The 19230-nt window shown below is 68.0% G+C and carries 21 protein-coding genes and 1 pseudogene; 5 read left to right on the top strand and 17 right to left on the bottom strand.

Annotated elements, in window-relative coordinates; all coding sequences use genetic code 11:
• Position 1: 1 nt before the first annotated feature.
• Genes ACXYX3_RS09935 through ACXYX3_RS09925 form a run of 3 tightly spaced genes read right to left on the bottom strand, consistent with a single transcriptional unit; the run spans position 2 to position 2486 of the window.
• A complete protein-coding gene (locus ACXYX3_RS09935) occupies positions 2 to 1210 on the bottom strand; it encodes a winged helix-turn-helix domain-containing protein (protein WP_458612035.1) in 1209 nt (402 codons plus the stop codon).
• Positions 1207 to 1686, bottom strand: a complete 480-nt coding sequence (locus tag ACXYX3_RS09930; RefSeq protein WP_458611572.1) for a dihydrofolate reductase — start codon at positions 1684 to 1686, stop codon at positions 1207 to 1209. The genes ACXYX3_RS09935 and ACXYX3_RS09930 overlap by 4 nt, the downstream gene beginning before the upstream one ends.
• On the bottom strand, positions 1686 to 2486 hold the full coding sequence (locus tag ACXYX3_RS09925) for a thymidylate synthase (RefSeq protein ID WP_458611571.1): 801 nt from the start codon (positions 2484 to 2486) through the stop codon (positions 1686 to 1688). Before ACXYX3_RS09925 ends, ACXYX3_RS09930 begins: the two co-directional genes overlap by 1 nt.
• A gap of 43 nt (positions 2487 to 2529) precedes the next feature.
• On the opposite strand from ACXYX3_RS09925, the gene ACXYX3_RS09920 reads away from it, so the two are divergent.
• Positions 2530 to 3267, top strand: coding sequence for a dienelactone hydrolase family protein (locus tag ACXYX3_RS09920; RefSeq protein ID WP_458611570.1), 738 nt, complete (start codon positions 2530 to 2532; stop codon positions 3265 to 3267).
• A 5-nt stretch (positions 3268 to 3272) separates the two neighbouring features.
• Positions 3273 to 4193 carry an HpcH/HpaI aldolase/citrate lyase family protein gene (locus ACXYX3_RS09915; RefSeq protein WP_458611569.1) on the top strand — a complete coding sequence of 307 codons (921 nt, stop codon included), beginning with the start codon at positions 3273 to 3275 and terminating at the stop codon, positions 4191 to 4193.
• Here ACXYX3_RS09915 and ACXYX3_RS09910 read toward each other — a convergent pair.
• From ACXYX3_RS09910 to dapB, 4 genes are read right to left on the bottom strand one after another with little or no spacing between them, the layout of a single operon-like run.
• Positions 4187 to 4627, bottom strand: a complete 441-nt coding sequence (locus tag ACXYX3_RS09910) for a hypothetical protein (protein ID WP_458612034.1) — start codon at positions 4625 to 4627, stop codon at positions 4187 to 4189. The two genes, ACXYX3_RS09915 and ACXYX3_RS09910, sit on opposite strands and share 7 nt — an antisense overlap.
• A 30-nt stretch (positions 4628 to 4657) precedes the next feature.
• On the bottom strand, positions 4658 to 5113 hold the full coding sequence (locus ACXYX3_RS09905; protein ID WP_241207161.1) for a flavodoxin family protein: 456 nt from the start codon (positions 5111 to 5113) through the stop codon (positions 4658 to 4660).
• Complete coding sequence (locus ACXYX3_RS09900) at positions 5110 to 5577, bottom strand: hypothetical protein (protein ID WP_458611568.1); 468 nt, start codon at positions 5575 to 5577, stop codon at positions 5110 to 5112. Before ACXYX3_RS09900 ends, ACXYX3_RS09905 begins: the two co-directional genes overlap by 4 nt.
• On the bottom strand, positions 5574 to 6311 hold the full coding sequence (dapB, locus tag ACXYX3_RS09895; protein WP_458611567.1) for a 4-hydroxy-tetrahydrodipicolinate reductase: 738 nt from the start codon (positions 6309 to 6311) through the stop codon (positions 5574 to 5576). The genes ACXYX3_RS09900 and dapB overlap by 4 nt, the downstream gene beginning before the upstream one ends.
• Before the next feature lie 125 nt (positions 6312 to 6436).
• On the opposite strand from dapB, the pseudogene ACXYX3_RS09890 reads away from it, so the two are divergent.
• Positions 6437 to 7796: pseudogene (locus ACXYX3_RS09890) on the top strand (HNH endonuclease signature motif containing protein).
• Between the two features lie 23 nt (positions 7797 to 7819).
• Positions 7820 to 8185, top strand: a complete 366-nt coding sequence (locus ACXYX3_RS09885) for a hypothetical protein (RefSeq protein ID WP_458611566.1) — start codon at positions 7820 to 7822, stop codon at positions 8183 to 8185.
• Here the strand turns inward: ACXYX3_RS09885 and ACXYX3_RS09880 are convergent.
• The 10 genes from ACXYX3_RS09880 to ACXYX3_RS09835 form a co-directional block, all read right to left on the bottom strand.
• On the bottom strand, positions 8172 to 9005 hold the full coding sequence (locus ACXYX3_RS09880) for a hypothetical protein (RefSeq protein WP_458612033.1): 834 nt from the start codon (positions 9003 to 9005) through the stop codon (positions 8172 to 8174). The two genes, ACXYX3_RS09885 and ACXYX3_RS09880, sit on opposite strands and share 14 nt — an antisense overlap.
• The gene (locus ACXYX3_RS09875; protein ID WP_458611565.1) at positions 9002 to 10195 is read right to left on the bottom strand and encodes an NHL repeat-containing protein; all 1194 of its coding nucleotides are present in this window, start codon (positions 10193 to 10195) and stop codon (positions 9002 to 9004) included. The genes ACXYX3_RS09880 and ACXYX3_RS09875 overlap by 4 nt, the downstream gene beginning before the upstream one ends.
• The gene (locus ACXYX3_RS09870) at positions 10192 to 11055 is read right to left on the bottom strand and encodes a NifU family protein (RefSeq protein ID WP_241207154.1); all 864 of its coding nucleotides are present in this window, start codon (positions 11053 to 11055) and stop codon (positions 10192 to 10194) included. Before ACXYX3_RS09870 ends, ACXYX3_RS09875 begins: the two co-directional genes overlap by 4 nt.
• On the bottom strand, positions 11052 to 12260 hold the full coding sequence (locus ACXYX3_RS09865) for a tetratricopeptide repeat protein (RefSeq protein ID WP_458611564.1): 1209 nt from the start codon (positions 12258 to 12260) through the stop codon (positions 11052 to 11054). The genes ACXYX3_RS09870 and ACXYX3_RS09865 overlap by 4 nt, the downstream gene beginning before the upstream one ends.
• A 17-nt stretch (positions 12261 to 12277) precedes the next feature.
• A complete protein-coding gene (locus ACXYX3_RS09860; RefSeq protein ID WP_255730905.1) occupies positions 12278 to 12469 on the bottom strand; it encodes a hypothetical protein in 192 nt (63 codons plus the stop codon).
• 5 nt (positions 12470 to 12474) lie between these two features.
• Entirely contained in the window at positions 12475 to 13251 is a 777-nt protein-coding gene (locus tag ACXYX3_RS09855) for a hydrogenase maturation protease (RefSeq protein ID WP_458611563.1), read from the bottom strand.
• Positions 13252 to 13312: 61 nt separating this feature from the next.
• On the bottom strand, positions 13313 to 14923 hold the full coding sequence (locus ACXYX3_RS09850) for a nickel-dependent hydrogenase large subunit (protein WP_458611562.1): 1611 nt from the start codon (positions 14921 to 14923) through the stop codon (positions 13313 to 13315).
• A gap of 20 nt (positions 14924 to 14943) precedes the next feature.
• Entirely contained in the window at positions 14944 to 15909 is a 966-nt protein-coding gene (locus ACXYX3_RS09845; protein WP_241207149.1) for an NADH-quinone oxidoreductase subunit B family protein, read from the bottom strand.
• A 60-nt stretch (positions 15910 to 15969) separates the two neighbouring features.
• On the bottom strand, positions 15970 to 16497 hold the full coding sequence (locus tag ACXYX3_RS09840; RefSeq protein WP_241207148.1) for a DUF1641 domain-containing protein: 528 nt from the start codon (positions 16495 to 16497) through the stop codon (positions 15970 to 15972).
• 175 nt (positions 16498 to 16672) lie between these two features.
• A complete protein-coding gene (locus ACXYX3_RS09835) occupies positions 16673 to 17929 on the bottom strand; it encodes an integrase catalytic domain-containing protein (RefSeq protein ID WP_176215952.1) in 1257 nt (418 codons plus the stop codon).
• A 236-nt stretch (positions 17930 to 18165) separates the two neighbouring features.
• On the opposite strand from ACXYX3_RS09835, the gene ACXYX3_RS09830 reads away from it, so the two are divergent.
• Positions 18166 to 19227 (top strand): AraC family transcriptional regulator, encoded by a 1062-nt coding sequence (locus tag ACXYX3_RS09830; RefSeq protein WP_458611561.1) that lies wholly within the window; start codon positions 18166 to 18168, stop codon positions 19225 to 19227.
• Positions 19228 to 19230 lie beyond the last annotated feature (3 nt).

Below are 19230 nucleotides of genomic sequence, written 5' to 3'. Positions count from 1 at the left end.
GTCAGCCAAGCAGAGCAATCCGCAGAGCGGAAGCGAGATCACCCGTCTCCCCGACGACGACCTCGTCGAGCCCCAGCCACCGCGCCATCGTCGTCAGCTCATCGGCCAGCGGGCGCGCCACGCGCGTCGGCGTTTCGCCGTCCTCGGTGAACGCTCCCACCACCTGTAAAGCCCCCGCGGTCCGGTCCGCCTTGAGGTCGACCCGCCCCACCAGCCGCCCGTCCAGCAGGAACGGCCACACGTAATAGCCGAACTGCCGCTTGGGGGCCGGGGTGTAGATCTCGATGCGGTAATGGAAGCCGAACAGCCGCTCGACACGAGGCCGGAAGAAGATCAGCGGATCGAACGGGCAGAGCAGCGCGGTGCCGCGGTCACGCCGCGGGATGATCTGGCCGGCGCGCAGGTAGCCGGGCGCGGTCCAGCCGTCGACCTCGACGGGCTCCAGCTCACCGTCCGCCACCAGCGCGGCGAGCGCCGGCTTCACCTGCCGGGCGCTGAGCCGAAAATAATCCCGGATGTCGGCCTCCGTGGCGATCCCCAGCGCGGTGGCCGCCCGCAGCGCGAGCTCGCGAACCGCGTCCGGCTCACTGACCTGCCGGGCCACCACGTCGGCCGGCAGGACCCGCTCGGTCAGGTCGTAGTGCCGGGCGAACCCGATGCGCGTGGCTGTCGTCAGCACACCGGCGGACCAGAGAGCTTCGGCGACCCACTTGGTGTCGCTGCGGTCCCACCACGGGCCTTTGCGGCCCCGCGGCTCGGACTCCAGGTGAGCCTCGATCTGGCCTGCGGTCGCCGGCCCGAGCTCGGCGATCGCGGCGACGATGTCCTCGGCGAGTTTCGCGTTGCGTTTGACGATCTCGACGCCCCATCGGCCGTGGGCATACTCGGCCATTCGCCAGCGCATCAACGGCCAGTCGTCGACGGCCATCAGTGCGGCCTCGTGAGCCCAGTACTCGACGAGCAGCCGCGGCGACCGTGCCGAATGACTCCACGCCGCGCGGTCGAGAAGGTCGCGGTCGTATGGGCCGAGGCGGCTGAAGACCGGGGCGTAATGAGCCCGCACCGCCACCGAGACGGAGTCGAGTTGCAGCACCTGGATCCGGGCGATCAGCCGCTTGAGGTGTGCGCGGGTGACCGCGCCGGATGGTTTCGCCTCGCCGAACCCCTGCGCCGCGACGGCCACCCGCCGGGCCTGCGCGGCGGTGATCATGCCCGCCGGTAGGTGGCGAACCGGTAGCGCAGGCCCGATGAGCTGTCCTGCCACGCACCCACCGTGCCCAACCAGCCCTCGTCGAGGACCGGAGCGAGGGCGTCCTCGTCTTCTCGTCGCAGGTCGATGTCGATCTCGGTGACCTCGCACCGCGTCGCCTGCGGCAGCGTCAGCCCGTAGATCTCCGACCCACCGATCACCCAGGCGTCCTCGAGCGGGATTCCCCCGAGGTCGGTCAACGTCTCTGCCCCGTCAGCCACGTAGTCAGCATGCCGGGTGAGTACGACATTCCTGCGCCCCGGCAACGGCCGGAACCGCGTCGGCAGCGATTCCCAGGTCCGGCGGCCCATGATCACCGTGTGGCCCATGGTCAGCTCCTTGAAGCGGGCCATGTCCTCGGGCAGCTGCCACGGGATGCCGTTGTCGCGGCCGATCACCCCGGAGCTGGACTGCGCCCAGATCAGATTCAGGCCCACTAGACGGCCACCGGCGCTTTGATCGCCGGGTGCGGATCGTAGTTTTTGACGACCACGTCCTCATAGGTGTAGTCGAAGATCGAATCACGTTGCGCCAGAACGAGTTCAGGATACGGCCGCGGGTCCCGGGAGAGCTGTTCGGTGACCTGCTCGACGTGGTTGTCGTAGATGTGGCAGTCCCCGCCCGTCCAGACGAAGTCGCCGACGTCCAGGCCCGCCTGGGCAGCCATCATGTGGGTGAGCAGCGCATAGCTGGCGATGTTGAACGGCACGCCGAGGAACAGATCGGCGCTGCGCTGGTAGAGCTGGCAGCTCAGGCGGCCGTCGGCGACGTAGAACTGGAAGAACGCGTGGCACGGTGGTAGCGCCATCTGCGGGATCTCTCCGACGTTCCATGCCGAGACGATGTTGCGCCGACTGTCGGGGTCGCGCTTGAGCAGTTCCAGGGCCGCGCTGATCTGGTCGATGTGCTCCCCCGACGGCGTCGGCCAGGACCGCCATTGGACACCGTAGACAGGGCCGAGATCGCCTGTGGGCGAGGCCCATTCGTCCCAGATGGTGACACCGTGCTCTTGCAGCCAGCGCACGTTCGAATCGCCGCGCAGGAACCACAGCAATTCGTAGACGATCGACTTGGTGTGCACCTTCTTGGTGGTGATCAGCGGGAACCCCGCACTCAGGTCGTACCGCAGTTGGTGGCCGAACACGCTGCGGGTGCCGGTGCCGGTGCGGTCCGATTTCGCGGTTCCGTGGTCCAGCACCAGACGCAGGAGGTCCTCGTAGGGCGTCGGGATCGGCACGGTCCATAGCTTACGGGCCGGGACCGGGAGTAGAACGGAACCCATGCCGAGGATCACCGACACTGTCACCACCGCTGACGGCTCCTGCCCCGTCAGCCTGCACACGCCCGACGGCGACGGCCCCTGGCCGGGCGTCGTGATGTACCCCGATGCCGGCGGTGTCCGGGCGACCTTCCGGGCGATGGCGGACAAGCTGGCCGACCACGGCTATGCGGTGCTGGTGCCCGACGTCTACTACCGCGACGGGGACTGGGCGCCGTTCACGATGGCGACCGTGTTCGAGGACGAGGCCGAGCGCACGCGGCTGTTCGCGATGATGGGCAAGGTGACTCCCGAGGTCATGGCGTCTGACGCTGCCGCCTTCTTCGACTATCTGGCCGCCCGTCCGGAGGTGCGCGGCGACGCGTTCGGGACCACGGGCTACTGCATGGGTGGGCGCACGTCGTTGACGGTGGCCGGTCTGGTGCCCGAACGGGTGGCCACAGCGATGTCCTTTCACGGTGGGGGGTTGGTCACCGACGAACCGAACAGCCCGCACCGGCTGGCCGATCGGATGCGGGCAGCGGTGTACGTCGGCGCGGCCAAGAACGACCGGTCGTTCACGGTCGACGACGGCGAGACCCTGGACAAGGCACTCACCGCGGCCGGAATCGAGCACACCGTCGAGTTCTACGACGCGTTCCACGGCTTCGCCGTGCCCGACAACGGACCGTATGACGAGCCCGCAGCGCGGCGACACTGGGAGGCGATGCAGTCGTTTTTCGGCTCTCACCTAGGGTGAGCGGCGTGTATGACCAGACCTTCAGCGAATCGGAGTCCGGCGAACGCGGCTTCCGCATAGATCCGGTGCTGGCGCGTAGCTGGCTGCTCGTCAACGGTGCGCAGTACGAACGGTTCGCGCCGGCGGAGCAGTCGCGGGCGGACATCGTGGTACTGGACATCGAAGATGCCGTCGCGCCGAAGGACAAGGCCCGCGCGCGCGACAACGTCATCCGCTGGCTCGCCGACGGCCATGACGACTGGGTGCGGGTGAACGGCTTCGGCACCGAGTGGTGGGCCGGTGACCTCGACATGCTGGGCGGCACCTCGGTGGGTGGGGTGATGCTCGCGATGGTGGAGTCGGTCGATCACGTCACCGAGACCGCCAAGAGGCTCCCGAACGTGCCGGTGGTCGCGCTGGTCGAGACGGCGCGCGGGCTGGAGCGCATCACCGAGATCGCCTCGGCCAAGGGCACTTTCCGGTTGGCTTTCGGCATCGGCGACTTTCGCCGCGACACCGGCTTCGGCGACAATCCCACCACTTTGGCCTATGCGCGGTCGCGCTTCACGATCGCAGCCAAGGCCGCGCATCTGCCGGGGGCGATCGACGGACCGACCGTCGGTTCTTCGGCTCTGCGGTTGAGCGAGGCGACGGCGGTGTCGGCCGAGTTCGGAATGACCGGCAAGATCTGCCTGACCCCGGATCAGTGCCCGACGGTCAACGAGGGGTTGTCTCCGTCGGTCGAGGAAATCAGCTGGGCCAAGGAGTTTCTCGTCGAATTCGAACGCGACGGCGGTGAGATCCGCAACGGCTCGGACCTTCCGAGGATGGCGCGCGCGAACAAGATCCTCGACCTGGCGCGCGCCTACGGCATCGAGCCCTCGGATTTCGACGACGTCGACGATCCGGTGCACATCCCGGCGCCGTCAGATACCTACCACTACTGAGTTCGACGGCGGCCCTTGAGGAATGTGGCCAGGCCGCGGAAGATGCCGCGGGCGGCGTAGACGCCCGCCAGGATCGACAGCAGGATCATCACGACGAACATCAGCACCCAGTTCGTCCGGCCGTGGTCGACGTTCCACCACACGATCGTGAAGAGCACTGCACAGACGAACACGACGATGTCGCGCCAGTTCCCCTCGTAGGACGCGGCGAGCTGGCGCAGTTCCCTGTTCTTGTCGACAGCGCCGATCAGATCATCGATCCGCTGGTCGATGACGCGCTGCAGTTCTGCTCGCCGCTCCACCTGCTCGGCTGGTATCCGATCCAGCAGGTCCATGTCCTTCGCGATCAGCGCGCGGACGTCGGGCGGCCGCAGGTTGCCGGCGGCGACGCCGAGCAGGGCGCCACCGGCGATCGGCGCGCCGGCGAGCGCGATTTCGGCAAGACCTGGCGGGACGCTCCTTCGTCAGTCCATCAATGTCGCAGCCAGTGTGCCGCCCAGTTCCACGGCCCGCTCGCGAACGGCGCGATCGATCGGCCCGGTGACCGTCAGCGGCGCGGCGACAGCCCGCAGCTCGAGCCCCGCGGCGATCTTCTCCACGGACGCGACCGCGCCCACGGTGTCGTCGTTGCCGTGCACCCACAGGCCATAGGGGCGGCCGGCCACGTGATCGAGGCTTGGGTAGTAGACGCTGTCGAAGAAGTGTTTGAGGGCGCCCGCCATGTAGCCGAAGTTGGCGGTGGTACCGAACAGATACCCATCGGCGTCGAGCATGTCGGGCAGCGTCGCGGCCAGTGCCGGTTTGACCGTGACCTCGACCCCGTCGATGTCGGGGTCGCGGGCGCCGGCAAGCACCGCGTCCACGAGCTCGCGGGTGGCCGGCGACGGCGTGTGGTGCACGACGAGCAGCGTCCTGCTCATCGCCCAGCCTCCTCCATCTGCATCGCCTTCTTCATGGTCTCGCGGGCACGGCTGCGGTCGCCGGCGTAGTCGTAGGCGCGAGCCAATCGGTACCAGAGCCGCCAGTCGTCCGGTCGTGCCTCGACTTCCTCTCGCACAGAAGCGAACAGCGCGTCGGCGGCGTCCCGCTGGATGCGCCCCGACGGGCGGCGGGGCAGGTCGCTGATGTCGAGCTCCATGCCCTGTTCGCGGGCGAGCCGGGCCAGGCGCTGATGCGCGAGACCCGCACGCAGCGTGGCGATCAACGCCCAGGCGCCCACTATGGGCAGGATCAGGATTGCCACACCGAGGCCGATGGGAGCTGCCTCGCCGGAGGTGATCAGGATGACCGCGGCTCGGCCGAGCAGCACGAAGTACACCACGAGCGCGACGCTCATGAAGCCGATCAGAAGCTGGGTGCGCAGCGCGCGGCGGCCCTCGTTCATGCCAGGTCGAGCAGCGGTTCCAGACCGACGGTCAGCCCGGGACGGTCGCGGATCTTGCGGACGGCCAACAGCACGCCGGGGACGAACGAGGTGCGGTCGATGCTGTCGTGCCGGATGGTGAGCGTCTCGCCCTCGGTACCGAAGAGGACTTCTTGGTGGGCCACCAGGCCCGCGAGGCGGATGGAGTGCACCGGGATTCCGTCGACGTCAGCGCCGCGCGCCCCGTCGAGACCGGTGCTGGTGGCATCGGGGTTGGGCGGCATGCGTTTTCGCGCTTCGGCGATGAGCTTCGCGGTGCGAGCTGCGGTCCCCGATGGCGCATCGGCCTTGTGGGGATGGTGCAGTTCGATGACCTCGACCGACTCGAAATACTTGGCGGCTTGCTGGGCGAAGTGCATCGACAGCACGGCGCCGATCGCGAAGTTCGGGGCGATCAGCACCGACACGTCAGGCTTGCCGTCAAGCCAGGCACGCACCTGGTCGAGGCGTTCGTCGGTGAAGCCTGTGGTGCCGATGACAGCGTGAATTCCGTTGTCGATGAGGAACTTCAGGTTGTGCATGACGACGCTGGGGTGGGTGAAGTCGATGACGACCTCGGTGTCGGCGTCGACGAGCGACGACAGCGGATCCCCGGCGTCGACGCCCGTGGTGAACGTCAGGTCATCGGCGGCCTCGACGCCCGCCACCATCGCGGCACCGACCTTGCCCTTGGCGCCCAGCACTCCGACTCGCATGCGCCGAGCCTAACGTGTCGGCCGTCGCGCCCTTCGTCGAAACTCGTTGGCCTCGTCCGCACCGTTGACCCCTGCAGTCACACGGTGATTAATTTCTGTCGGTGGGTCGAACTAGTGTTCTATATGTGGATGTGGTCGCGGATGCGGTGGCGGGGATGCGGGCTCAGCTCGCGATCCTGTCGCAGGCCTGCGACACCCTGACCCACCGCGAGCTGGTGGCGTTGATGTCGGAGGTCACGTCAGTGATCCGGTCTGTCCCATCGCTGGAACATCAGATCCTGTCCCGTCTGACCACCGAGACCGAGCCCCATCGGCTCGGGGAAGCGTCATGGAAGAAGGTGCTGACCACTGCGCTGCGGGTCTCCGAGCGCGACGCCAAGCGCCGCCTGGCTGACGCCGCCGCGTTGGGGCCGCGGCAAGCGCTGACCGGCGAACCGCTGCCACCGGCCTGGGAGGCAACAGCGGCCGCGCAAGCCGCCGGGGCGTTGGACGCCGAACACGTCGCGGTGATCGCGACGTTCCACAAGGACCTGCCCGGGTGGGTCGACGTCGACACCCGCGCCGCCGCCGACCGCCAGTTGGCCTCGCTGGGGGCCGGGCTCACGCCCGAGGATCTGAAGAAATCGGCGGATCGGTTGGCGGCGATGATCGACCAAGACGGCCCCGAACCCACCGACGCCGACCGCGCCCGCAAGCGCGGCATCACCCTCGGCGAGCAGCAGGCCGACGGCATGAGCAGGCTCACCGGCTGGATCACCCCCGAAGCACGCGCCACCTACGAGGCCATCCAAGCCAAACTCGCCGCCCCCGGCATGTGCAACCCCGACGACGAGACACCCTGCGTCGACGCAGAACCCGCGCCCGAACAAGCGCGCTCGGACACCCGGAGTGCGGCACAACGCAACCATGACGCGTGGCTGGCCGTGGGGCGGATGGCGCTGAGTTCCGGAGATCTCGGTTCTCACAATGGGTTACCGGTGACGGTGATCGTCTCCACAACACTGCAGGAACTGGAGAAGTCCGCGGGGGCAGCGGTCACCGGCGGCGGCAGCTTGTTGCCGATGGCCGACCTGATCCGGATGTCCGCCCACGCGCACCACTATCTGGCGGTGTTCGACCAGCACACCAACCAGCCGCTCTACCTCGGCCGCACCAAACGACTCGCCTCCCCGGCACAACGAATCGTGCTGCACTCCTCCGCGCGGGGCTGCACCCGACCCGGCTGCACGGTGCCCGGCTACTGGACCCAGGTCCACCACATCGAGGACTGGAAGCGCGGCGGAGCCACCGACATCACCAACCTCACCCTCGCCTGTGGGACGGACAATCGGATGGTCGAGCAGACCGGCTGGACAACCCGCGTCAACGACCGCGGCCAGACCGAATGGCTCCCCTCCGCCAGACCTGGATACCGGCCGACGGCGCGTGAACGGCTACCACCACCCCGAACGCCACCTCCTGCCCGAAGACGACCACGGACCGTAGTGGCGGAAGTTACTGTCGACCGTATGAAGGTCGCCCCTGTCGTCGGAACCGCTGCCATCGGCATCGTCGCCGCGGGGTGCGTTCTTGCCGCGACCGCGAGTGCCGCACCGAGCTACGGCAGCAACGGTGTCTTCGGCGTGACGACGCAGCCGCGCGACGGCTGGTCGACGTCGTTCATCCCGCCGGGCCGCTACCGAGTGGATCAGTCGCCCAGCATGCAGCCGTACCAGAGCCCGCCGGGGTCCTGGTTCCGGTGCCGCGACTTCCCGTGTGTGGGCGGCAACATCATCGCCACGGGCGATGCGCTGCGCGATGCGCCGACGTTCGTCGACATCCTGCCGACCGACGTCGCGGTCTCCCTGCACAACGTGACGCTCACCCCCGCCTGAGCGCGAGCGCCGGGTCGAACGTCGTCCGGGCCCGCACCGACGCTGCCGCGGCCGCTACCACCACGGCGGCGTCACCGTCGCGACCCTTGGCGAACACGATCTCGGCACTGTCGGGCCCGTCACGGTGGGCCATCAGGTAGTCGTAGAGCAGCCAGTCCAGCGCACAGGCCGCATCGAAGCAGTCCGAATTCGGCTGTCCCACAGCTGATGTCACCGTCCGCAGCGCCTCGCAGTGCTCATCTCGAGCCGCATTGGCGTTGGTTCCCGAGCTGTCGAACAGGATCATCGACAGTGTCAGCGGCAGCCGCGCACCGGCCTCCGTGCGCACCACCCACCGGCCGCCCTTCCACGGGCGATCGGGATCGACCTGCACCATCTCCCCGTATCCGCCGACCACGCCGAGCGCCGGCTCGTCCAGCTCCCCGTCCAGCGGCGCCGGGCCCAGCATGTCGATCGCCTGCCGGGCCAGGATCGACATCAGCATGGCCGTCCCCACGATCCGACCCGCCCGCCCGTCGGGCGTCATGCTGAGACGTTCAGCCGCTCGGGCGTAGTCCACGCAGGCCTCATCGAGACAGCGGTACAGCTCGGCGAGCTCGTCCCGCTCAGGGGCCGTCGGGCGCCGGCCGGCCCCCAGCAGCTCACCGAAGCGGCGGGCGGCGTCGATCATCGCGTCGTCGAGAGCGGCGAGATGCGTGGCGGGCAGGCGCTCCGGTTCGTCGTCGTCGGCGACCAGCTCGGCGAGCGTGGTCGCCGACCCGTCGGCTCGCGTCCACGCGAACCCGATCTGATCGTCGCCCTGCACGATGCGCGGCCTCACGACCGCCGCCACAGCATGACCCGGTTGTTGCCGGAATCGGCGATCGCCATCACGTCACCGTGCAGGCTCAGCCCGTACGGCCAGCACAGGGTGTCGCGTCCGACCAGCGCCCAGCGGTTCTCCCCGTTCGACGCGAAGTCGGGTTGGGCCAACACATGGTCGGCGGGCCGGCCACCCAGCGGCTCCGTCGGTACCCCGTCCCACACCAGCACCCGATTGTTGGCCGTGTCGGCCACCACCAGCGTGTCACCAGCGAGATCCACCGCGTAGGGAAAGCGGAACCGGTCCCCGGAGTGCGGCCCGTACGGCCATTCCTCCGCCGAGCAGAAATCATGTTCCCCGAGAACTGAATTCGCTGCGCGATCGGACGCAGGGTGCGGCGACCAGCCGAGCACCCGGTGATCGCCCGCATCGGCCACCAGCATCAGCTCGTCGGTGCCGGCGATGGCGTGCGGCCAGCGGAAGCTCGCCGGGCCGGGCGCCTCGCCCCGGTTCTCTTCCCGCGCATTCGGCGATGGCTGCCCGAGCACGATGTCAGCCGGGCGCCCGGACTCAGGAACGCCGCCCTCGAAACCCAGCACGCGCCGGTTGCCGGTGTCGGCGACCCAGAACCGACCACCGAGCACTGCGAAGCCGAACGGCCAATAGAACGTCGCGGCCGAGCACTCGCCGCCGGCGTTCGGCTCCACCGACACGGCGTCGCGCTGCCCCAGCACGACATCGGGCGCGACATCGTCGCTCTGCGGCACCGCATTCCAGATCAGGATGCGGTGATGCCACGCGTCGGCGACGATCAACCGCCCGTCGACAATCGCGACGCCGGTGGGCAGGTTCATGCCGCGCTCCGGGCCTCGGCCCGCCGCCGCACGGCCCTCCGTGCACCCATCCGCCTGCCCCAGCACCACGTCGGCGGGTTGCTCGTCGATGCTCGGCACACCGTGCCAGACGAGCACCCGATGGTTGCCGGAATCCGCGACGACGAGGTGAGAGTCGTCGACGAAAACGCCTCGGGGCGAGTACATCCACGACATACTCGGCGCCGCCTGCGGTAGTGCCAGCCCACCCGGTGCGGGTGCACCCAACCAGGTCGTCGGATGCCAGCCGCCGGTGTGGTCGTCGGCCAGCACCGCAGTGGGCGACTGCCCGGCGGGGCGGCCGGAGACGGTGTGCCGCACCGTGTAGCGACTCATCGGCCGGTCCGAACCCAGATCACTCCCCCGTCGATCCGCAGAGGTAACTGCTCCAGTTGCACGCCGGGAACCGAAACGCACTCCCCCGACGCGGCGTCGAAGCAGAACCCGTGCCACGGACACATCAGCGTTCCGGCCGTCGCATCGATGATCGCGTCGTCCAACGGCAGCGCCTCATGCGCACACTCGTTGCGGTAGGCGGCGAGCCGCTGCCCGACGTTGACCACGATCACTCCGTCGCAGGGTGCCGCGATCTCGTCGACCGGAATGTCCTCGACGCGCGCGACCTGTGTCCAGCCGTCCTCGACCGGCCGCGCCGGCATGCGCAGCGATTCGACCGGAATCAGCGCAGGGGAAGGCTCGGCCGGCGCCACCTCGACTGCCCGAAGACCCGGAAGACCCTGGCGCAGGGCGTCTTCGACCAGTTCCCTCAGCGTCACCGATGACATCGAGCAGCCGTTGCAGGCACCCTCCAGCCGAACGACGGCCACGTACCCGCCGTCGAGCGCATCGACGCGCACCAACGCCACGTCGCCGCCGTGACTGTGCAGCTGGGGACGCACCGCGGCCAACGCACGCTCGGCCAGCGTCACCGGATCGGGCCGCAGGATGCCGTGCAGCGTCAGCAGCATGCGGAGCACCGGGTCGTCGACGAGGTCGAACAGCAGCGGACGCGCCCCGTCGTCGGCACGCATGCGCGCCACGATGGTCGTCAGCCCGACACGATGGATCTCTTCCAGCGCCGCCTTCAATTCCTCAGCAGCGGCCCGCGCCCCCGGTTCCAACTCGGCCACCGCCGCGACCGCCGCGTCGACGCGCGCGGCCAGCTCCTCGAGACCCACACCGTCGGTGACGGTCATCGCGCACCCTCCCGGGAGATCTCGTCGAGCACGCCGCGGACCGACCGCACCGAATCGGTGTCACCCGCTTCCTCGAACAGGAACCTCGCCTCGTACAGCTTCGCCTTGGCCTGATCGAACACGCCGAGATGGGCGAGTACGTTGCCCTGGTTCGCCAGTACCCGGGCGCGGCCCTGCGGATCGCGGTCGCGATCCCGGGTCGCCAGCACGGCCTCGTAGATCTCGACCGCTTCCACCAGGTTCTCCTGCCGGTGCCGAGAAGGGCTGTACACCAACGAGTTCGCGAGGTTGAGCTGCACGCTGGCCCACCGCTGCGGGTGGTCCTCACGGGTGAACACGGTCAGCGCCTGGCGCAACGACTGCGCGGCGATGCCGAGCCGCAACTGGCTGGATGCCTCCACCATCGGCATCGTCAGGTAGGCGATGGCGAGGTCGGCGTGCGCGGAGGCCCACAGCACGGGGGCGTCGTCCCGCCGGATCAGTTGCAGCGCAGAGTGATAGTGCGGGATGGCCGCCGGCATCATCTCGGGGTGCTCCCCGGCCTGCTCGTGCAGGATGCCGGCCGCGGTGAGGTGCAGTTCGGCTCGGGCCACCGCGAGCCCGTCGGCCTCGTCGAGCAGGGCGAGCGCGCGCTGCAGGCGGGGCAGCGCCATCGGCTCCCCGAGGTCGCTGCACAGCACCGCGCCCGCGCCCACCAGGACACCGGCAAGCGCACGGCTCACCGACGTCGCAGCCTCGGCGGCGGTGTCGAGCAGCGCGACCGCGTCGCTGTGCCGCCCCTCGTCGATGGCCGCCGACGCGGCCACCGCGAGGACGGCGGCCGACACTTCACCGTCCAGACCGGTCGCGTCGGGCACGGTGTCGCTGCGACCGAGGACGAACTGGACGACGTCGACGAGCACACCGAGAGTCCCGAGACCTTCCCGCACCACCGCCGGGTCAGCAGCGTCGGGGTCGAGTACGAAGCGGTTGTACCGCGTGACCGGATCATCTCCGTCGAGCGCGGCGAGCGCGGCCTCTCGATCTCCCTCATGGGCGTGCCGATGGGCGGTCAGGCGCTCCGGCCACACGTCCGGCAGCCGCCCGGAGAGCAGCGCACGGCGAGCCTCCTCGGTGTCTGCACCCGCGGGAACGAGCAGATACGCCAGCGGCAGGCCGAAGACACCGAGCGGTTGCGGCCGCGTCACCACGGCGGCGTCGGTCACGGCGCTTCCCTGCAGCTTCACACCTCACGCTCCGCGGCCCGCTTGATGAGATCGGCCGCCAGTTCGGCCCGCCGGCGGCTGCGGTGAGTGCTGATCCGTTTGCGCACCACCCCGTCGTCGAACACGACCACGATCTCGACCGCCCAATGGCCCCGTTCGGGCACCACCACGGTGTCGACGGTGCGTGCGACCTCGGAGGGCTCAGCCAACCCGATCACCCGTCCCGCTCCCGGCTAGGCGCGACCGGGATCCGCAGCGCGGTGTTCTCATCGTCCCAGCATCCACGGAACACGCCCTGCAGCGGAGCGTGTCGCAGCACTTCGCTCACCAGGACGCAACGGTCACCGGCGGGAGTGCGTTGCTTGAGCAGCAGTCCGCCGCTGCGCGGTCCCCGCAGCGGTATCAACCAGAACTCGTCGTCGCGCAGCACCGCGGCGACCGCGTCGGAGGGGAAGCGGGCGGCTGCGGTGGCGGCGTCCAGCCGCAGATAACCGTCGGCGGTGAACTCGACGGTGACCTCGCGCCCGGAATCCGGCCGCAACGGTGCCAGGAACTCCCGGTCGATCATGTCGATCACCTGCTCCATGGCCGCGGTCACCGGTGCCGACAGCTCGGCGCCCATCTCCACACCGGCGACCTCGATGAGGAACACGGTGATGTCGGTCGGGCAGTCGGAACCAAGAGCCCAGCGCGCGAACGCGATGGCGTGGTCCCACCGGAACGAATGGGTGTGCAGACCCTGCAGGGGCAGCTCGGCGAGTTCGGAGCCGGGCACCCGGAACAGGGTGCCGGGCGCCGATCCCGTCGCCGCCGCATCGACGATGACGACCCGACCGGCACCCCGCATCTGGAAGGCGACGTCCATTCCCGCCGTGCCGCCGTCGACCAACTTCGCCCCGTCGGGTACGCCGCGCTCCCACAGGTGCCGAACCAGGACCGGGCCGACTCCGTCGTCGCCGCGCAGCAGATTCCCGCACCCCACGACGAGCACGTCGCATCCCGGCGGCTCGAGCAGCGCCTCCGGAGTGTCGACCCCCTCTGCTGAAGACAGGTCACACCATCCCGTTGATGACGAACTTGCTCAACTCGCGGCCGCTCTTGCCGTCGTAGGCGTGCACGGTGCACACCAGACACGAGTCGAAACTGCGGGCCACGTGACCGAGTTCCACCGGGTCCTCGGCGTCGACGATCGGAGAACCGACCAGCGCCCGTTCGATCGGGCCGAGGACATCCGAACCGTCCCGCGGCCCGATGTTCCACGCGGTCGGCGTCACCACCTGATAGTTCTTGATCTTGTTGTCCTCGATGACGATCCAGTCCGACAGCGATCCGCGCGCGGCCTCGGTGGAGCCGAACCCCTTGCCCTCGGCGTACTCGGTCGGCTTCGAGTAGAAGCTCTCCTTCAGCTCCAGGTTGTCCAACCACTGCCGAACCCACTGGTAGTACTTGGGCGCCTCGTGCATACGAGCGAGCTGGCGCACCATCACCGACGGGCCGATCTTGTTCATGATGTCCAGGAACAACGGATCGTCGTCTTGATGGGCAGCCGCGTTGGGGCCCGCCGCAGCGAGCCGCCGCGCCAGGGGCCCCGCCTCGAGCGGGATGTTGCCGAGATCGCCCACGGCGTAGCGCGGCGACTTGGCCCAGCTGTACTTGCCCTGCTTGCGACCGAGCTCCGGATCGATCGGGATGGTCTCTCCGTCGAACGGGTGCAGGGGCTGATCCCCTTGGTAGAAGGAGTGCGTCACGTCCTCGCGGACGTTGGCCTGGTCGAACTCGTGCCATTGGCCCCCGGCGTAGATGCCCGATCGACCGATCAGCGCGGCGTTTCGTCCGTCGATGGTCGGGTTCTCGTAGAGCGTCGGATCGAAATAGGTTCCGGTGGCGATGTAGTTGCCGACTCCCTGGCCGTACTTGTCGAGGCCGACATCCAGGCAGTAGCGGATGAAGAATCCGCAGTCACTGTTGTACTGCGCCTCGTTCTCGTCGACCCAGGCCAGCACGTCCTCCCAGGTCTTGTTCTCCAGCCAGCGCTCCACAGAACAGCCGAGCCACTGCTTCTCCAGCCAGTTGTCGTTCCAGTGCTCCAGGATCGCGATCGAGCGGGTGACGTCGCTCAACGTGGGGGCGCACATCACCCCGCCGGGCACCATGAAACTCGAATGCGGCCACTGGCCACCGAAGATCGCGTACACCTCAACGGGTTTGGCGCTCAGCACGACGCCCGGCTGGTAGCTGGTACCCACGTAGGGTGCGAAGCGGCGGACGGCTTCGGAGTACAGCGACGACTTCGCATAGTTCTTGTTGGTCAGGTCGATCGCGAACAGCGCGTAGAAATAGCGCGGAATCGATTGCAACGTCTCGCATGCCTGACAGATGTTGCGGATCAGCGTCGCGTTGTGGGGCATGTGCGTGCGCCAGGCCGTGTCCAGGGCGTAGGCCGACTTGTACAGATGGCTGCCGCCGCAGATGCCGCAGATGCGCGGACAGACCACCAGTCCGGATTGCGGGTCCTTGCCGCGCAGGATGATCTCGAAGCCGCGGAACATCGCGGCCTCGGTCCACGCCGACGTGACGACTCCGTCGTCGATCGTGACGCGAACGTCGAGGTCACCCTCCACGCGGCCCAGCGGGCTGACGAACAGATCCAGTTGTGACGTCATCACGAGTCCTTTCAGTGGCCCTAGACCACGAACATGTCTTCTTTGGACCACTGCGGCGCAGCGATGCGCGCGGCCGCGGCCAGGCCCATGTACGTCAGGTGATCGGTTCCCTCGGGCACTTCCCTGGGGATCATGCCGCTGACCTTCTGGGTCTTGAACAGCGTCCCCGGCGCGAGATCGAAATGCGGGAACTCCGGCTCGGTGCAGCCCAGGCACGGCATGCCGGCCCGCGTCTTCGAGGACTGCCGGTTCCACAGGATGCGGTTGCACGGCGAATGCGTCATCGGGCCGCGGCAGCCGAATTCGTAGAACAGGCAACCGGTTCGGGTTCCTTCGCCGAATGACATCGTCGATTGCTTGTATTCGAAGAACTGCACGCGTGTGCACCCTGTCTGGGTGAACGTCTTGAAGAACGTCTCCGGCCTGTGCAGGTCGTCGAGGGTGATGTCGCCGGCGCGCCCGGTGGCGAGTGCGACCAGTATCTGGGTGATCCAGTCCGGGTGAGCGGGACACCCGGGCACGTTGATCACCGGCAGACCCATCTTGGACCGGAAGTCCGGGCCGAGGAAGCCGCCCTTCTCCCGCTTGTGGAATTGCAGTCCGGTGGACCCCGACGGGTTCGGCTCCATCGCCGGAATGCCGCCCCAGCAGGCGCAATCCCCGATGGCGACCACGATCTGCGCGGCGCCGGCGAGGTCGGTGACCCAGTCCTTCATCGGACGGTCGGCGAACATGTCCGCGCGGCCGCCATAGGCCTCCATGACGGTTCCCTCGAACACGAAGATGTCGAGAGGTCGCTCACCGGTTGCGCAGTCGGAGAACAACTTCTGCGCGTTCTGGCCCAGCTCGAGCCCCAGCGATGGATGCCACAGCAGGTCCAGACCGAAGTCGACGATCAGGTCGACGACGTTCGGTTCCTCGGCATTGAGGAAGGACATGGTGTTACCGCTACACGCACCACCCTGGAACCACAGCACCGATGCCATGAGTACTCCTCTCGATCACCGCAGGGCCTGCCCTGCGGAGCGAATTCTGTTGTGCTCTTGTCAGACTCGTCGACCGAAGACGCGGGCCATCTCGAGCAGATAGACCACGCCGCGTGTCACGTCGGGGTCCTTGGCCGCACCGCGCACCGTCTTCCACAGGCCGCGCACTCCGCGGGGCGCCGGCGGGGCGGACCGGCGCGCCGACACCATGGCCTCGCCGAGCGCGGCGATCACCTCCGCTCCGGCCGGGTCGGCCAGTGGTGATCGCAACAGCGTGGTCAGCGCCGGCGCGGCGTGGACGAGCCCGCCGGAGAGTTCACTCAGGCTCGCCGACAACTGGCTCAGCGGCACCGACTGGCCCTTGAACTCGCCGAGAGCCGAGGTGAGGTTCGCCGTGATGTCGTCGCCGCGGCGCACGAAGGCGTCGAGCCCGGAGACGAGCACGGCGAGCAGGTCGGCGTGCTCGAGCAACGTGGTGAGGGCGTCGGCCACGCGGGGATCGTCGAGACGGTCGCGCACCGCGGCCGACGGTCCGGCCGGAACCGGCGGATCCAGGACGGGGATTCCGGCTTCTCCGTTGGCTCCCATGCTGAACCTCCCACAAGGGCTCCCCCGTGCGAGGGAAGCTCACTGCTCCCCAAAGGTACTCAGCCGACCCCGCGCTGCCTATCGCTTTCGCGCAACTCCCGTGATGCCTCAGATCAAGATGCCCGCGAAATCTGATCCATGCCTCAGGTAAGAATGCCCGCGAAACGGCGTTGGGTCAGGAGGCCTTGATCCGGATGCCTTTGCGGGTGTCGGGTAGGGCGGTGGGGATGCTGGCGAGGTAGAGCTGTTCGGTTTTCTCCTTGGCCAGCTGGAGAAGTCGGTTCTGCAGGTCGGCGATCTGGCGTCCCATCGCGGCCGGGTTCAGGCTGTCGCGGTAGGTCAGGAGCTCCGATTCTTGGGCTGGTGAGAGGACGCCGGCCGCCAGTAGCCGGTCCAGTGGGGTCTTGGGCTGGTCGTAGAGACGGCGGCGCCGGCCGTCACCGCTGCTGGCGTAGCCGATGGGTTTGATGGTGGGGGTCAGGTAGTTGAGCCGGTCGTTGACCAGAGGCCAGAGCCGGTTGAGCACCGCACGTTCCTCGTCGGTGTCGTAGCGGTAGTAGAACCCGTACTTGCGGACGAGATGGTTGTTCTTGGACTCGATGGTGGCCTGGTCGTTCTTCTTGTACGGCCGGGAGCGGGTGAAGAAGATCTCCATCTGCCCGGCCCATTTGATGACGGCTTTGTTGAGGAACTCGGTGCCGTTGTCGAAGTCCAAACCAGTTACCTCATACGGTATTTCATGCACACCTGCTTTCAGGGCGGCCAGGATGTGGGTGTGGGCGTTGTTGCGCACGGTCCGCGTGAAAGTCCAGCCGGTGTGCACATCGGTGAGGTTGAGGGTGCGGGCGAACTCGCCCTTCAACGTCGGCCCGCAGTGCGCGACGGTGTCTCCTTCGAAAAAGCCTGGCGCAGCTTCGATTTCGTCGGTGGCCTTGCGAATCTTGACCGACGAGCGCAACAGCGGCGAGGGCTTGGTGGTGGACTTGCCCTTGATCTGGTCTTTGGCTTTCACCGGCGCCAGATAGCGGTCGATTGACGCCGCGCTCATCGCCAACAGCTCCTCGCGCACCGTCGGGCTGTAACGGTCACGGCCAAAGACCAACTCGCCGTGGCGCTCCAACCCGTCGAGCTGCAGGGCCATCGAAGCAGCCAGGTACTTGCCGCACTGCCCACCCGAGGCGGCCCAGACCTTCTGCAGCACCTTACGGGTGTCATAGCTGTACTTCGGCGAGCGCGGTTTGCGCGGCCGTTTTGCGACACTGCGGCCCGCACCCGGCGGGCGCCTGGCCGCTACCGTGAGCCGCCGGCGGGCGTTATCACGCGACCAGCCGGTCACCTCGACCACCTGATCCAGAATCCGGCCCCGGTCCTTCTTCGAAGCCCTCACATACGCCTTGGCGTACCTGGCGGTGACCTCGGCACGAGACGCCATCGACAACCCACTTCCCATGCTCCACGACGATCACCATTTCGCGGGCATTCTTACGTGAGGCACCGAGGGCGTTTCGCGGGCACTTTTCGTGAGTCAAGCCGACTCCTATCAGGATTGCGCACAGATGGCTACGCTGAAACGAGGCCGATGTTTAGGAGTATTGCCGTGCGGAACCGAAACCTCTTCGCAGAGTGCGAAGTTAGCCTTGCCTTTGCAGCCCGCGCACCCCACGCCTGATGTCCCGCCTGACCCGTCTCGGTTACATCGACATCCGCCGCACCAGCGACCCGGTACGCCGCAAGGTGCGCTCCCGCGGCGTCCCGCCGGCGCTGACCGGACACGAGATCTTCTATACCGAGGACATCGCCAAGGCGGCGCGATTGATGGGCCGCGCCCTGTCCCCGCTGAGCCTGACGGTGGATCCCGCGGAGGCGCACGGATTCGCTGCGACGATGCACGGCGTGCGATTGCGCAACGTGAGCATGCTGTATCTGGACCTGCACGTACCCGCCACCATCGAGATCCCGGAGTCGGGCCGCTACTACGGCGTGCACATGCCCATGAACGGCGTCGCCACCGTGGTCCATCCGTCGGCGACGTTCCAGGCCAACACCATGCGGTCCCTGGTGTCCAGCCCCGGAGTACCGCTGCGGCTGGAGCTCGGCGTCGACACCCCGCAGCTGCTGATCCGGATCGAGTCCCAGGCGATGACAGCTCACGTGACGCGGCTTCTGGGCCGTAACCTGATGCGGCCGTTGGTCTTCGAGCCGGAGTTCGATCTCGCGACAGAAGCGGCCATGCGGTGGCACGCCGCGGTGCAGCTCGTGCACACCGAGGTCTACCACGCCGGCTCGCTGATCCAGAAGGGCCGCGCGATCGGGCCCGTCGAGGAACTGGTCATGAGCAGCCTGCTCTACCTGCAGCCGTCGAACTATCACGCCGACATCACCCAGCCGTCGTCTCCCGACCCGCGGCGCACCGTGATCCAGCAGGCGATGGATTTCATCGAAGACCACCTGGCCGAACGGATCACGATGGATTCGCTGGCGTCGGCGGTCCACATGAGCGTCCGGTCGATCCAGCAGGGCTTCCGCTCCGAGTTGGGTCTGTCGCCGATGGCGTTCGTGAGGGAGCGCCGCCTCGAACGAGTCCACGAGGAGCTGACCGATGCGATCCCCTCCGACGGTGTCACGGTGACCGCCGTCGCCGAGCGCTGGGGCTTCCACCACCTCGGCAGTTTCTCGGTCGAGTACCGGAAACGGTGGGGCGAGGCGCCGTCGGAGACCTTGCGGCGCTGATCG

This window comes from Mycobacterium sp. Panama NTM2, assembly GCF_054355555.1.
Note: the sequence above shows the minus strand (reverse complement) of the source record. Positions and strands in the feature narration are given on the sequence as shown.